Source organism: Ruegeria sp. AH12 (genome assembly GCF_056541465.1).
The window spans coordinates 34,189-48,146 of sequence record NZ_JBQFYL010000013.1; the positions used below are offsets into that span (position 1 = coordinate 34,189).

General features: G+C 58.5%; 13 protein-coding genes. All 13 read right to left on the minus strand.

The features are described from left to right. Positions 1-29: 29 nt before the first annotated feature. Entirely contained in the window at positions 30-1,667 is a 1,638-nt protein-coding gene (locus ACR0EL_RS16710; RefSeq protein WP_480501214.1) for an ABC transporter ATP-binding protein, read from the minus strand. Continuing rightward, entirely contained in the window at positions 1,664-2,479 is an 816-nt protein-coding gene (locus ACR0EL_RS16715; RefSeq protein WP_480501286.1) for an ABC transporter permease, read from the minus strand. Before ACR0EL_RS16715 ends, ACR0EL_RS16710 begins: the two co-directional genes overlap by 4 nt. Next, entirely contained in the window at positions 2,479-3,435 is a 957-nt protein-coding gene (locus ACR0EL_RS16720) for an ABC transporter permease (protein ID WP_353011533.1), read from the minus strand. Before ACR0EL_RS16720 ends, ACR0EL_RS16715 begins: the two co-directional genes overlap by 1 nt. A gap of 15 nt (positions 3,436-3,450) precedes the next feature. Then, positions 3,451-5,037 carry an ABC transporter substrate-binding protein gene (locus ACR0EL_RS16725; RefSeq protein ID WP_353011531.1) on the minus strand — a complete coding sequence of 529 codons (1,587 nt, stop codon included), beginning with the start codon at positions 5,035-5,037 and terminating at the stop codon, positions 3,451-3,453. Positions 5,038-5,275: 238 nt separating this feature from the next. Beyond that, complete coding sequence (locus ACR0EL_RS16730) at positions 5,276-6,379, minus strand: DUF4147 domain-containing protein (protein ID WP_480501215.1); 1,104 nt, start codon at positions 6,377-6,379, stop codon at positions 5,276-5,278. Next, positions 6,379-6,816 (minus strand): D-aminoacyl-tRNA deacylase, encoded by a 438-nt coding sequence (gene dtd, locus ACR0EL_RS16735; protein ID WP_480501216.1) that lies wholly within the window; start codon positions 6,814-6,816, stop codon positions 6,379-6,381. Before dtd ends, ACR0EL_RS16730 begins: the two co-directional genes overlap by 1 nt. A gap of 29 nt (positions 6,817-6,845) precedes the next feature. Then, complete coding sequence (locus tag ACR0EL_RS16740) at positions 6,846-7,514, minus strand: nitroreductase (RefSeq protein ID WP_480501217.1); 669 nt, start codon at positions 7,512-7,514, stop codon at positions 6,846-6,848. 66 nt (positions 7,515-7,580) lie between these two features. Next, positions 7,581-8,669: a TFIIB-type zinc finger domain-containing protein gene (locus tag ACR0EL_RS16745; protein WP_480501218.1), complete on the minus strand. Its 1,089-nt coding sequence runs from the start codon at positions 8,667-8,669 to the stop codon at positions 7,581-7,583. An 8-nt stretch (positions 8,670-8,677) separates the two neighbouring features. Next, positions 8,678-9,826: an SPFH domain-containing protein gene (locus tag ACR0EL_RS16750; RefSeq protein ID WP_480501219.1), complete on the minus strand. Its 1,149-nt coding sequence runs from the start codon at positions 9,824-9,826 to the stop codon at positions 8,678-8,680. A 24-nt stretch (positions 9,827-9,850) separates the two neighbouring features. After that, positions 9,851-10,807, minus strand: a complete 957-nt coding sequence (locus ACR0EL_RS16755; protein ID WP_480501220.1) for a DUF2927 domain-containing protein — start codon at positions 10,805-10,807, stop codon at positions 9,851-9,853. 11 nt (positions 10,808-10,818) lie between these two features. Next, positions 10,819-12,009, minus strand: coding sequence for a toxic anion resistance protein (locus ACR0EL_RS16760; protein ID WP_480501221.1), 1,191 nt, complete (start codon positions 12,007-12,009; stop codon positions 10,819-10,821). Positions 12,010-12,039: 30 nt separating this feature from the next. Further along, entirely contained in the window at positions 12,040-12,954 is a 915-nt protein-coding gene (locus ACR0EL_RS16765; RefSeq protein WP_480501222.1) for a 5-bromo-4-chloroindolyl phosphate hydrolysis family protein, read from the minus strand. A 174-nt stretch (positions 12,955-13,128) separates the two neighbouring features. Then, on the minus strand, positions 13,129-13,944 hold the full coding sequence (locus tag ACR0EL_RS16770; protein ID WP_480501223.1) for a pseudouridine synthase: 816 nt from the start codon (positions 13,942-13,944) through the stop codon (positions 13,129-13,131). Positions 13,945-13,958 lie beyond the last annotated feature (14 nt).

A 13,958-nucleotide genomic window follows, 5' to 3' on the forward strand; every position in this document is an offset into this window, starting at 1 on the left:
CGAAACTTCATGGAACTGTTATACAGTGCTCAGTTCCCGGCGCTCTCCATCTTGCGATGGGCGACAACCTCTTCCAGCCAGCCTAGATGCATCTCGGGCACCGAGCTGAGCAGCAGGTCGGTATAGTCATCGAAAGGCGGGCTCAGCACCTGGCTCTTGGGCCCGTAGCGCACAACGCGGCCCTGATACATCACTGCGATGCTATCGCTGATCGCGCGGACCGTCGCCAGATCGTGGGTGATGAACAGGTAAGCCACATCCTCGATCTTTTGCAGGTCCAGCAGCAGCTTCAGGATGCCGTCGGCCACAAGTGGGTCAAGGGCCGAGGTGACCTCATCACAGATGATCATCTTGGGCTTTGCCGCCAGCGAGCGTGCGATGCAGACACGCTGTTTCTGACCACCAGACAGCTCAGCCGGGTAGCGGTCGATGAACTTCTCGCCCAGCTCGATCTCATCCAGCAGTTCAACCACGCGCTTGCGCTTTTCCGCGCCCCGCATGTTGAAGTAGAACTCCAGCGGACGACCGATGATCGTGCCAACGGTCTGGCGCGGGTTCATTGCCACGTCCGCCATCTGGTAGATCATTTGCAGCTCACGTAGGTCCTCACGCGTTCGGCCTTTCAGGTCCGCGGACAGTTTACGCCCATTGAACGTGATTTCACCATCGCGCGGTGGCAGCAGACCAGTGATCACGCGGGCTAGCGTAGACTTGCCCGAGCCGGATTCACCCACAACCGCCAGTGTCTGCCCCGGATGAAGCTCGACATTGACATTGTGCAGCACGTCGAAATTCAACCCCTTGTAGCGCGCGGTGATCCCGTCGACGCTCAGCACCGGTTCCGATGTCGGCTGTTTCTCTTCATGCTCGATGGACCGGACCGAGACCAGAGCCTTGGTATAATCCTCTTGCGGGTTGTTTATGATCTGATCGGTGTTGCCATACTCGACCGTATTGCCCATGCGCAGCACCATGATGTCGTCACTCACCTGCGCCACGACAGCAAGGTCGTGCGTGATGTAAAGCGCGGCAACACCAGTATCTGCGATTGCTTCCTTGATCGCCATCAGAACATCGATCTGAGTGGTCACGTCCAGCGCCGTCGTCGGTTCGTCAAACACCACCAGATCAGGTTCGGGGCACAGCGCCAGCGCGGTCATACACCGCTGCAACTGACCTCCCGACACTTGGTGCGGATAGCGATCCCCAATGTTGTCCGGATCGGGCAGACCGAGCTTGGCAAACAGTTCGCGCGCACGGACCTCGGCCTCTTTGCGGCTGAACTTCTTGTGCTCAACAGCCGCCTCGACAACCTGATCCATGATCTTCTTGGCCGGGTTAAAGGACGCGGCGGCAGACTGCGAGACATAGCTGACTTCGCCACCCCGCAGGTTGCGAATATCGCCAAGGGTCGACTTCATGATATCGCGCCCGTTGACCCAGACCTCACCACCGGTGATCTTCACACCGCCCCGGCCATAGGCCATCGAGGCCAGACCGATGGTGGATTTACCGGCCCCAGATTCACCTATAAGCCCCAGCACCTTGCCGCGTTCGAGGTCGAAGCTGACCCCGTGTACGATTTCGATGTCATCGGGCTTTTCGCCCGGTGGATAGACGGTCGCGCCGATCTTGAGGTCGCGGACCTTGAGAAGGGTATCACTCATCCCCGGCCTCCTTTCAGCGATGTGGTGCGGTTCAGGACCCAGTCAGCCACCAGGTTGACCGAGATGGCCAGTGTCGCAATGGCCACAGCGGGGTACAGAGCCGCGCCGATGCCATAGACGATGCCGTCCTTGTTTTCCTTCACGATGCCGCCCCAGTCCGCCAGCGGCGGCTGCACGCCCAGTCCCAGAAAGGACAGGGTCGAGATGAACAGAACCATGAAGATGAACCGCAAGCCGAATTCGGCCACCAGCGGCGACAGGGCGTTGGGCAGGATTTCCCGGAAGATAATCCAGCCGCGGCCTTCACCGCGTAGTTTGGCAGCCTCGACATAGTCCATCACGTTGATATCCACCGCGACAGATCGTGACAGGCGATAGGGGCGCGTGGCGTCCAACAGACCCATCACAAGGATCAGGATCGGCACGGTCACCGGAACAATCGCCAGAATGACCAGGGCCAGGATCAGCGTTGGAATCGACATGACCAGATCAACCGCCCGGCTGAGCACCTGATCGGCCCATCCGCCCAGCACCGCCGCCAAAAGGCCCAGCGAGGTGCCGGTGACAAAGCTGAGAATAGTGGCTGCCGCTGCGATAAAGATCGTGGTGCGCCCACCATAGATCATGCGGGTCAGTAGATCGCGCCCGATATTGTCGGTGCCCAGCAGATGCTCGGCGCTGGACGGTTCCCATACATCGCCAACCACTTCGGCCATGCCGTAGGGGGCGATCAGCGGGGCTGCAAAGGCGATGAAAAAGTACAATCCTGTAAAGAACAGACCGATCATTGCCGAAATAGGAATATTCTTCATCATTTCGGATGCCTCAGTCTTGGGTTGGCCAGGATCGAAACGATGTCAGCCACCATGTTCAGCCCGATATAGACGGCGGCAAAAACCACGCCGCAAGCCAGAACAACCGGTACGTCACGCTTGGTCACCGAATCCACTAGGTATTGACCCATTCCGGGATAGACGAACACCACCTCGACTACGACGACGCCGACGACCAGATAGGCGAGGTTCAGCATCACTACGTTGACGATGGGTGAGATTGCATTCGGGAACGCATGGCGCGCGATGACCTGAAAATTCGACAGGCCCTTCAACTCGGCCGTCTCAATGTAAGCGGATTGCATCAGGTTCAAGATCGCCGCTCGGGTCATGCGCATCATCTGCGCCAGCACGACCAGTGTCAGAACAAAGGCGGGCAGCGCGATTGCGTTCAGCTTCTCTCCGAACGACATTGTGTCGTTGATCATCGCCAGAGACGAGAACCAACCCAGCTTCACGGAAACGAAGTAGATTACCACGTAGCCGATCAGAAATTCCGGGATCGAAACCGTTGTCAGCGTGATGGCAGAGATCAGCTTGTCCGGCCAGCGATTGCGGTAACGCACGGCCAGCAAACCCAGAAAGATGGCAAGAGGAACAGAGACGACTGCGGCAGCACAGGCCAGAAACAGGGTGTTGCCCAACCGTTTGCCAATGCTTTCAGCAATGTCGAGCTTGTTGGTCAGGGACTGACCCAGATCGCCCTGCACAATACCACCCAACCATTCGGCATAACGGGTCAAGGCCGGGCGGTTCAGGCCCATTTCTTCGCGCAGGTTCTCCAGCGCCTCGGGGGTTGCGGATTGTCCAAGGACTGCTTGTGCCGCGTCCCCAGGAAGAGCTTCGGTGAGGCCGAAAATCAGAGCCGATGCACCGAAGAGAAGCAGGAGTCCCAGCGCGAGGCGCTGGGAAACCAGTTTGATGATAGGATGCATGATCCGTGGCCCGAGTTACGCGAACCACATCTTGCGGGACATGTTGCCGTTCATCATCTCTTGGGTCGGGTCGCTTTCCCAACCAGCCAGATCATTGCTGACACCTTCAACAAAGTCGTTGAACATCGGGCAGATCAGGCCGCCTTCGTTGCGGACCATCTGGCCCATCTGGCTGTAGATGTCCTTGCGCTTGTCGTTGTCCAGCTCGGCGCGCGCAGAGAACAGCAGTTCGTCGAAAGCGGGCACTTTAAAGCGCGTGTCGTTCCAGTCCGCGCTTGACAGATAGGCGGTGGAATACATCTGATCTTGAACCGGACGACCACCCCAGTAAGAGGCGCAGAACGGCTGAACGTTCCAAACTTCGGACCAGTAGCCATCATTGGGTTCGCGCTTGATCTCCAGTGGGATGCCTGCCTGTGCCGCCGTTTGCTGGAACAGGGCTGCGGCGTCCACCGCACCCGGGAAGGCACCATCAGCAACACGCAGGATGATGGGCGAACCGTCATGGCCGGATTTCTGGTAGTGCTCAGCCGCTTTTTCGATGCTGAACTCACGCTGCGGGATCGAGCCGTCGAACAACGGATACGCGGCGTTAATCGGCATGTCATTCCCGATTGAGCCATAGCCACGCAGCACTTTGTCAACCAGTTCCTGACGGTTGATCGCATGCTTCAGCGCCAAGCGTAGTTCGTTTTCATCGAACGGTGCAGTGTCACAATGCATGATGAACACATAGTGGCCACGGCCAGCCGTCGAGTGCACGGTCAGGTTGGGTGCGCGTCCTAGCAGATCGGCCACCTTGGGTTCGACCCGGTTGATCGCGTGAACCTGGCCGGATTGCAGCGCGGCAGTGCGAGCAGTCGCGTCGTTGATGACGACAATTTCAACGCCGTCAAAATGTCCAAAATCAGAGTTCCAGTGGTTGGCGAATTTTTTGTAGGTATGACGGACGCCGGGCTCGTTGACCTCGACCTGATAAGGACCGGTGCCGATGCCAGCACCCGGATCTTCCATGCCACCATCGGGTTGGACGATCAGGTGATAGTCGGCCAACAGATAGGGTAGGTCAGCATTCGGCTCGTTCAGGGTAACTTGGAAGTTGTCGCCATCGGCCTTCATCGACTCGATGCCGCGCATGATACCCAGTGCACCGGATTGCGAATCTTCGTTTGAATGGCGCTGCATGGTCTTCAGCACGTCTTCGCTGGTCATGGTCTTGCCGTTGTGGAACTCAACGCCCTGACGCAGTTTGAAGGTCCAGACCTTCGCATCAGCGCTGCCTTCGACGCTCTCCGCTAGGCGTGGTTCGATGGTGCCATCCGTTGCAACTTCGACCAACTGGTCGCCAAACTGCTTGCCGTTCTGAAACGGAACCGAGCTTGCATAGGTGGCCGGATCAAGCGAGTTGGTGGATTCGCCGCCCTGAAGGCCGAATTTCAGAACGCCACCTTTCTTCGGGCTGGCGGCACGCGCAGCATCGGCGAACATCGTGCTGGCGACAGCGGCCGACACGCCCAGAGCGGCAGCTTTGCCCATGAACTCACGGCGCGTCAGTTTCCCCGCTGTGACCTGGCCTGCCATATGGGTTAGTTGTTCTTTCATCTGTAATCTCTCCCAGTTGAGTGAATATTGCCCTTCAAGGGCTTGTTATTGACGCATGAGTCAACGTTGGCGCATTTGGACCAGCCCGGCAAGATTTAATATCTCACTTGGACGCGTGGCGCATTGCGCTTTGTTTCTTTGATTTTAGCCATTCGAACATGTATCCGACGGAGCCGCTTGGCACCGATCAGACCAAGATGGCGAATGAAATGTGCTTAGTGACATTAGAAACGGCAAATCAGTCGCGGATTGCGACAATGAGGTCCATTACATTTGTTCCGGTGGGTCCGGTCACCAACAGCGCATTGGCCTGTTCTAGGTAAGTGCCGCTATCTGCTGCATTCAGGGCATCTTGGGCGTTATCTGTCCAGGTCGTTCCAGTCACAACACCGCCTGCCGCGTTGGTGGGACCATCTGTGCCATCCGTTCCGCCCACAACAACGGTAAGCCCTTCCAGACCAGCGATTTCTTTGGCCAACGCCAGCGCCAACGCCTGATTTCGACCGCCGCGACCGGGGGTGGGAGGCAGAACAACAGTGGGCTCACCACCAAACACCATTGCACCGCATTCCATGCCGCGCAGTTTCGATCCCACATCTGCTGCAACGGCCAGATAATCATCGTGCAGGGCTTCTTCATTTGCCCATACCTGCACGCCCGCTGTTTGTGCGGCCTTTGCAGCAGCAGCCCGGGCATGGGCGTTTGAGGCGATGATGCGGGTGGTTGCGTCGAACGCATAGGTCTGGGGCAGGGCGCCGATGCCTGACCCAATCACATTCAAATCGTCGCCGGGAACATCCGAAATCGCCAGCACCGTGGCCCTCGCGCCGTTGAAGTGAGACAGCAACCCGCCCCCTTTGACCCGCGACAACTTCCGCCGTTCGGCGTTCATCGCCACGATATCCAACCCTTCCGCCAGCAACTGGCGGTTCAATTCGGCAAGGTCTTCAAGCGATTTCCCCGGCACAAGATCTTCGGCCAGTGAAGACGCGCCCCCCGACACCAACAGCAATAGATGAGAGCCTGGTTCCATCGCCTCAACCGCTTCACGCAAGGTACGACCACCGTTCAGGCTGCGTTGATCCGGCACAGGATGCGAGGCTTCGATCACCTCGACACCCACGGGCAGATCGCGCCCATGATCATCTTTGGTGACGACAAGCGTAGGCACGTCGCCAAACTGATCCAATGCCGCACGCGCCATTGCAGCGGCGGGTTTTCCAACGGCAAGGATACGATCGGGCCGCGCGATACCGGGCAGGGCGGTCTTGGTGGCTGTGAAACCATCAACCGCCGCAACACCTGACTTCCAAAACTCGATTGCTTGTTCAGTGCGGGTCATCAGTTTTCCATCCAGATCGTAACCGGGCCGTCATTGGCCAGTTCAACTGCCATATCTGCGCCGAATTGCCCGGTCTCGACGGCAATGCCGTGAGACGACATGTATCGGGCGAAGGCAAGATACAGACGCTCACCATCTTCGGGAGGTGCGGCGTTGGCAAAGCCTGGACGATTGCCGCGCGAGGTGTCTGCGGCCAGCGTGAACTGGCTAACCACTAACGCGGACCCACCGGCATCGAGAATCGAGCGGTTCATTTTACCCAGCTCATCCTTAAAGATACGCAGCTTGGCAATCTTTGCCGCCAGCTTTTCCGCATGCTCTTCGGTATCGCCCTGCATGGCGCAGACCAAAACCATCAGCCCCGGACCAGATTGCCCGACAACTGCTCCATCCACCGAAACGCGGGCCTGTGAAATGCGTTGTAGAAGCGCGCGCAATAGCTCTCTCCCCAATATTCCCAGTGGGTTTAACCGCGCCAATCGACAATGTCACCCAACGCGGCACGATCTGTTCGAAAACTGTTGGCCGGGTGGTCCGTATCGGAATACCCGAATGAGAGTGCACATAAGATCAGGCGATCCTCGGGGATATCAAAGTATCGATGCAGAAACGGCCCATAAGCGGCAACTGCTGCCTGAGGAATGCTAGCAATTCCAAGCGCTTGAGCTGCTAGTGTGAAAGCGGTGACAAAGCCGCCGCAATCCATAGCGCCATAAGGGCCGAGTTCAGCCGGGCTGGACAGGATCGCGCAATGGGGTGCCCCAAACAGCTTATAGTTTTCCATCATTTGCTCTGCGGATCCTTCCCGGTCGCCTCGCTCGACGCCGACCGCCTTGTAGAGTGCCCAACCGCAGGCGCGGCGACGGTCCTGATAGGGGCCGGAATAGGAGGTCGGGAAGGGAATGTCAGGGTTGGGCTGTCCAGTTGCAACCTCGTTTTGCAAGGCTTGCCGGAAGCGGTCTGTTTCCTCACCTCGTGTGATCACCAATTGCCAGGGCTGCGCATTACACCAGCTGGGCACGCGTAAGGCGCTGGCGACGATCTGCTCTATCTGCTGCGCGGGAACCGGGTCCGGGCGAAAAGCCCGGCAGGAATGTCGCTGCTCTAGCAAATTATTCAAAGCAGACAATGTCATAAACGCGTTCTCCTTTGCAGAATTCCGGCTGAAGATGGCCGCAGCCCCGATCCTGCGCAAGGGGGGCTATTGCTGACCCGTTGCCACCAGATAGCCAACACCGGCCGCAACGATCAGGCCCAGCCCCACAGCGATCGCGATCTTGACCGAAGACCAAGGCCGTTCGCCCTGGACGCGCCCGGTGCGCCCGTTAACGACAAAACGGTAGGTTTCCCCTCGGTACTTATACGCGGCCATCCAGACCGGAAGCAGGATATGCTTGAAGGTCACATCTCTGACATCGGTGTTAACTGAATGGATACGCTGGCGGTCTCCGCCGATGTCAAAGCGCACATCCCGCTCGATCACTCGGGACATATGATGGCGCGCTTCGGTATACCCATCTCGCAACTCGACTGTGTAGGCCTCGGCCCGGAATCCGGCCAGGTATTCGGGCTGATACGGCTCCAGAGCGGGCAGATCCCAGGGCTCCAACGCATCTGTGTAGCTTTTGGGTAAGGAATGAGAGGCCAGCACCAGAACATCGTCAAAGAACCGCGCAACCCGACCGGATTTTGGTGTCCAGCGGACCTTGGGCACCTGTTGCTGAACCCGTTTGCCATCGCGCATGACGGTGCGGGTCTCATAATAGACCACGCCCCGCTCGCCGCGATAGCTGGATTTGGTATCCGCATCGAAGGTCCAGTAGGGCACATAAATACCCTGCATCTTGCGCCCTTTGCGTGCGTATTCCTGCAATCCATTCGGCGCAAACCACAGCTTGCCCAGCCAATCATTCATGGCTTTCTGAGCGGTGCGTTCGTTCAGCGCAAAGGGCAGCACGCCCTTTGGTTTGATATGGCGGTTCACCCCGGTATCTGTCACTACGGGTGTCGCGCAGAACGGGCATTCAGCGGCATGGGTGTTGGGGTCGAACTCGACCTGAGCGGCGCAGTTGGAACAGGTCAGAACCCGCGTTTCTTCGATCTCACTGTCGGGCAGCCGATCCGCAAGCGCGGCATCAAAATCCAGCTCGCGTAGGCTTGCACCGCCCCACGGCCCCGAGCCAATTGGCTCGGAATGACCGCAATGATCACAGGTTAGCGTGCCATCACCCGGACTGAACCGATAATCCGCGCCGCATTGGGCGCAGGGGAAACGGTGTTCTTCGGTCATAGTGCGACTTAGGCTCCGGGCGGAGGCGGCGGCAAAATGGTAAACAGCTGCGCCAGTTCCTGAACGTCCCCGGCCTTTTTCCAGCCATCCTGACCGGCGGTCCAGACGTGGGTGTCGCGCGTCAGCTCTCCGTCCGCAGCCATGCGGCCCATCTTGGCCTTGGAAAACGGCCCGCTTGTTTGACCGTCCACTGCGATATGCCACACATGCTCAACCGGGGGCGGGGGTGGCGGGGCCATCTGTGCAGCCGGTTGCGAGGCAGCGGGGGCGGAAGATCCCCACGGGCCGCTCGGCTGGCCCGCTGCCATATTCGCCATTTGATTGGCCATCGCCATGCCCATTCCCATGCCAAGGCCCGCGCCCATGCCGCCGCCCTGACCGGGATTATTGGCCGCTGCCGTCATAGCCTCGGCTGCTGAATACTGGGTGAACTTGCCCAGATCACCTGCCAGCCCCATCGAGGTACGTTTGTCCAAAGCGGCCTCGACGGCGGGTGGCAACGAGATGTTCTCAATGTAAAACTCGGGCATTTCCAACCCGTAGCTATCCAACACGGGCGATACCTCAGCCGCAATCAGCTTGCCCAGGTCGGCGGTATTGGCCGCCATATCCAGAACCGGGATGCCCGATCCCGCGATCACGCGGCTAAATTCCTGCACGATGATGTTGCGAATCTGAAAGCTGATCTCGTCCATGGTGAATTCACCATCGGTGCCGACGATCTCGACCAGAAACTTGGCCGGGTCCTTCACCCGCACCGTATAGGTGCCATAGGCCCGGATCCGCGTCGGGCCGAACTCCGGATCGCGCAGCATGATTGGGTTTTTCGTGCCCCATTTCAGGTCGTTGAACCGCGTCGTGTTAACGAAATAGACCTCGGACTTGAACGGAGATTGAAAGCCGTGATCCCAATGCTGAAGGGTCGTCAGGATTGGCATGTTGTTGGTCTCAAGCATGTAAAGGCCGGGCGTGAACACATCCGCCAACTGCCCCTCGTGCACAAAAACGGCCGCCTGACCTTCGCGCACGGTCAGCTTGGCACCGTATTTGATCTCGTGACCCTCACGCTCGAACCGCCAGACCATGGTATCGCGGGTGTCATCCACCCAATGGATGACATCAATGAACTCTCCGGTCAGAAAATCGAAAATTCCCATTTGGGGTCTCCTGTCTTTTAGGGGTCAGAGCGGCTGACCCATCAGTTCACGCGCAATGATCCGCACCACGGGGCGGGCCTGATCGACCGATACACCGGGCTTGAGGCGCGGATCGTAAAGCATTTGCAGCAGTTTCTCATCATGACTTGTCAGCAGTGCGAACTCGTCATCGTCGTTAAAGATCGACGGGCGCGCGGCGGGGCTGTCATTGGACAGGCCCAGACCTTGCGCAATCTCTTCGTGAATACAACTGAGCCGCACCAGATCGGGCAGCTCAGACCGTATCAGGGTGACCGCCCGCACATATTTGTTCGGCGACGAGGTATTTGCCGAGGCGAATACAAAACAATCGAAATTCGAGCGCGGGTTGGCCACCAGATCAAGCGAGGCTTGGCTTATGTTTGGAATCAACTGCCTGAGACGTGACACCACATAGGCGCTGTCATCCTTGCCTGCGAAAAATACGTGGAAATTGGGCTTGCGGGTGACGATCGAAATCGAATGCCCGGTGAGCCGCGCCAGTCGTGCCGAATAAGACTGCACATCTGCAGCATCTTTCTGGCGTGTAGCTGGAAGGATCGATGGTCCAAACTCGGTTTGGATGCGAACGGGGCCAACCCAACGGCTGAGCTGCCCGTCAGTCTGGCGCGATCCGATTGAAATACTGTGGTTTGGGTATTCACTGTAGAATGCAATCGCCTCGAAGTTACGTTCCAGATCGCTCGCGTCATATGGTGTATCCGGGCCGCCCCCGTCAGTTCGTAATAAACCGCGTGCCAACAAGTCGCGCTCGATACGTTGATAGAAACGCGCAAGATCCTGACTGGCGGCAGACGGCGGCACATAGGCATTGGCCGCTGGCGGTGGGGGCACTGGGCGCGGTTCCGGCGCGGCAGACGGCGTCAGGACCTCTTCACAGCCGACCAGTGCCAGCAGTGCAGCGACCCCGAGGCCCAGCTTTGTATGGGTCAAAGGCCGCACCCCTGCCTGCCTTATCCTGGAACGGCCGTTCCGGCGTTGTCGCCAGTGCCATCACGCCGTGCTTTGGCAGCAGCGAGCGTGTCGCGCAGCTCTGCTTCCATCTTCTGTAGTTCCTGTTCAGCTGCCGCGCGCTTGGCTTTGCCTTCGTCGGCGATAGCAAGGCTTTCATTAATCGTTCCAATCAGATCGGCATTCGCCTGTTTGACGGCCTCTATATCGAAGACACCACGCTCCATCTCTTCGCGGATCATCTTGTTGCTTTCGCGCAGATTGGCGGCGTTTGCGGTCAGAAGTTCGTTGGTCAGATCATTGGCATCTCGCACAGCAGCCGCAGCTTCGGCGCTGCGCTGAATGGTGACGGCCTGTGCCAGCTGGGTTTCCCACAGAGGCACGGTGTTCACCAGGGTCGAGTTGATCTTGGTGACCAGCGATTTGTCGTTCTCCTGAACCAATCGGATCGATGGCAGCGACTGCATTGTCACCTGACGGGTCAGTTTCAAGTCATGTACCCGGCGTTCAAGATCGTCCCGCGCGGCGCGCAGATCACGAAGTTCCTGCGCCTTCATCACCTGTTCTTCCTCGGGCGCGGCCTGAACCTCGGCTTCCTTTTCAGGAATGTCATGACTGTCGAGCTCGGTCAGCTTCTCTTCGCCCGCTGCAATGTAAAGCGCCAATTCGTCATAGAAACCGAGTGTCTTTTCATACAGCAGGTCCAGTGATTTTATGTCTTTGAGCAGCGTATGTTCGTGGCTCAACAGATTGTCCGTTATGCGGTCGATCTGGCTTTGAACCTCTTCGTATTGCGCGGTGAACTTCGCAAAAGGCGCGGCCTTGCCCAGCAGTTTTTCCCACCAACTGCGTTCGCGTCGAACATCCAGTTCGCTGACTGAGAACCCACGGATCGTGGTCACGATATTGCGCAGGCTATCCCCGGCGGGGCCCACATCCTTGTTGCGCACATCGGCCAGCATGGCCTGGCTGATTTCCTGCAACTCGGCCTGAGCAGAAGATCCGAAAGACACGATGGAGTTGGTGTCACCCATGTCGATTTCGCCCATGCGTTTGCGAATCTCAGCGCCGACTGGTTCGTCGGCTTCTTCCAGCGAGACAAGCTCGGTCGTTGGTTCGGGCAGGGCGACGGCAGTGACTTCCTGCACCAGGGTTTCGGCTTCGACCGCCTTGTTCTTGATCTCATCGGACATGGGGATGTTCCTCGCTTACTGTGTGGCCGGTCAGTCCAACCGGACGCCTTCGCGCTGCAGCCTGTCTCGCAGCACGTCAATTTCAACCGTCAGATCACTGCGGTCATCCAATAGCATTTTGCGCGTGCGCGCGGCGAAATTCTGTTCCAGATCATCCAGCAGAGCTGAATAGTCGGCCAACGCCTGACCGTCTCGGGTGCGGGCATAAACATCGGCGAACTTGACGGTCGCATCGCGCGCACCTTGCAAATACACAGTCATATATTTTCGCGCTCCGGCCAGATCGCGCGGATCTTCTTCGACCGTGCGAAACAGGTCGCGGGCAGTGTCCTGAAACCGTTCAACCCGCGCTTCGATCCGGCGATCACCTGCGCGTTTGATCGCATCGGTCATCTGGGTCAGATGCTTTTCGGCATCATCAACCACGCGGGCCACGCGATCTTGCTGAAATGTGTCGATGCCTTCCATGCCCTTGTGCTTCAGCGGATCAAAGCCAAAGGAGACCGAATGCAATACAGTGGCCGCTGTGCCGAACAACACTGGCGCCAACAGGCTGGCATGGCCAACGGCCTCGGCATCCAGATACTCGCTCCGATAAGCGGCCAGCGCGGTGCCGATACCGGTCAGTATGCTGGCAAAGATCTTGCGCGGAAAGGCCGGGCGGCGGGCGGTTTTGCGTGCGTTGTAGGCTGCTTCGGCTCGCAACCCCTCACGTAGCAAGAAAGCCGCAGCGGTCAGCAGGCCAGCGGCCACAAGGCCCATGGTCATGCCAATTGCGCCATCATTCAACGACAAAAAGACCAACGGGATCGCTGGAATGAACAAGACGTTGGCCCTTGCACCAGCAGGTTCGACCCGCGCCCCATCAAATTGGCCGCGCGGCGGTGGTCCATCTGGTTCAGACCCGCCCTGCGGGCTGTATTTGCCACCAAACCGTTTGGCCATGGCTACAGCCCCCCCAACAGCCCGGTGCAGACGCCGAACAACAGCACCAGCAGGGCCGCATAGGCCAGTTTTTGCACTCCGCTCCCGGACATTCAGCCCCCCAAATCGCAGCGTTCCCAGAAAATCTAGGGGATACGCAGGCTTGGCGCTAGGGGGAAGGTTGCTAAACCCGCATCACTTGCGGGGTTTCTTGCCGATCAGGGGCCGTTTTCGCTGCGGGCGCGTGGTTCGTTTGGCGGTGCCCTCGGGCTTGGCACCTCCATCCAACCCCAATTGATCGCGCATAACACGGCGGCGAACTTCTTCAACCTGACCGGGTTTCAGATCACCCAACTGGAAGGGGCCATAAGAAACGCGGAGCAGGCGGTTTACGGTGAAACCTATGTCCTCCATTGCGCGGCGAATCTCTCGGTTCTTGCCTTCGCGCAGACCGATGGTCAGCCAGGCATTCGCACCTTGCTGGCGATCCAGCGACACGGTCATGGGCTGAAACCTTTCGCCTTCGATTACAAGGCCTTTGCGCAGGGGGGTGAAGTCTTCGTCCTTGGGGCGTCCGTTCACCCGAACGCGGTATTTGCGCAGCCAGCCGGTTGAGGGAAGCTCCAGCTTGCGTTTGATGCCGCCGTCATTGGTCAGCAGCAAGAGGCCTTCCGAGTTCAGGTCCAGCCGGCCCACGGACATCACACGCGGTATATCCTCGGGCAACTCGTCAAAGATCGTGGCGCGGCCTTTTTCGTCCTTGGTCGTTGTCACCAGACCGGTCGGCTTGTGATAGAGCCATAGGCGCGAGGGTTCGGGTTCAGAAACTGGTTTGCCGTCGACCACAATTTTATCTTTGCCTGTCACGTTCAGGGCGGGGCTGTCGATCACCTTGCCATTCACCGCAACGCGGCCTGCTTCGATCATACGTTCAGCCTCACGTCGCGAGGCGACGCCTGCACGGGCCAGCACTTTGGCGATCCGATCGCCGGGAGGAGGGGTATTACTCATGGCCTCGGCCATAC

What these genes read in the sequence shown, in the direction of transcription:
- ACR0EL_RS16740 (WP_480501217.1), bottom strand. Translation starts at nt 7,514, where the DNA reads ATGACATTGTCTGCTTTGAATAATTTGCTAGAGCAGCGACATTCCTGC.
- ACR0EL_RS16760 (WP_480501221.1), bottom strand. Translation starts at nt 12,009, where the DNA reads ATGTCCGATGAGATCAAGAACAAGGCGGTCGAAGCCGAAACCCTGGTG.
- ACR0EL_RS16770 (WP_480501223.1), bottom strand. Translation starts at nt 13,944, where the DNA reads ATGAGTAATACCCCTCCTCCCGGCGATCGGATCGCCAAAGTGCTGGCC.
- ACR0EL_RS16710 (WP_480501214.1), bottom strand. Translation starts at nt 1,667, where the DNA reads ATGAGTGATACCCTTCTCAAGGTCCGCGACCTCAAGATCGGCGCGACC.
- ACR0EL_RS16750 (WP_480501219.1), bottom strand. Translation starts at nt 9,826, where the DNA reads ATGGGAATTTTCGATTTTCTGACCGGAGAGTTCATTGATGTCATCCAT.
- ACR0EL_RS16765 (WP_480501222.1), bottom strand. Translation starts at nt 12,954, where the DNA reads ATGGCCAAACGGTTTGGTGGCAAATACAGCCCGCAGGGCGGGTCTGAA.
- ACR0EL_RS16745 (WP_480501218.1), bottom strand. Translation starts at nt 8,669, where the DNA reads ATGACCGAAGAACACCGTTTCCCCTGCGCCCAATGCGGCGCGGATTAT.
- ACR0EL_RS16730 (WP_480501215.1), bottom strand. Translation starts at nt 6,379, where the DNA reads ATGACCCGCACTGAACAAGCAATCGAGTTTTGGAAGTCAGGTGTTGCG.
- ACR0EL_RS16720 (WP_353011533.1), bottom strand. Translation starts at nt 3,435, where the DNA reads ATGCATCCTATCATCAAACTGGTTTCCCAGCGCCTCGCGCTGGGACTC.
- ACR0EL_RS16715 (WP_480501286.1), bottom strand. Translation starts at nt 2,479, where the DNA reads ATGAAGAATATTCCTATTTCGGCAATGATCGGTCTGTTCTTTACAGGA.
- ACR0EL_RS16725 (WP_353011531.1), bottom strand. Translation starts at nt 5,037, where the DNA reads ATGAAAGAACAACTAACCCATATGGCAGGCCAGGTCACAGCGGGGAAA.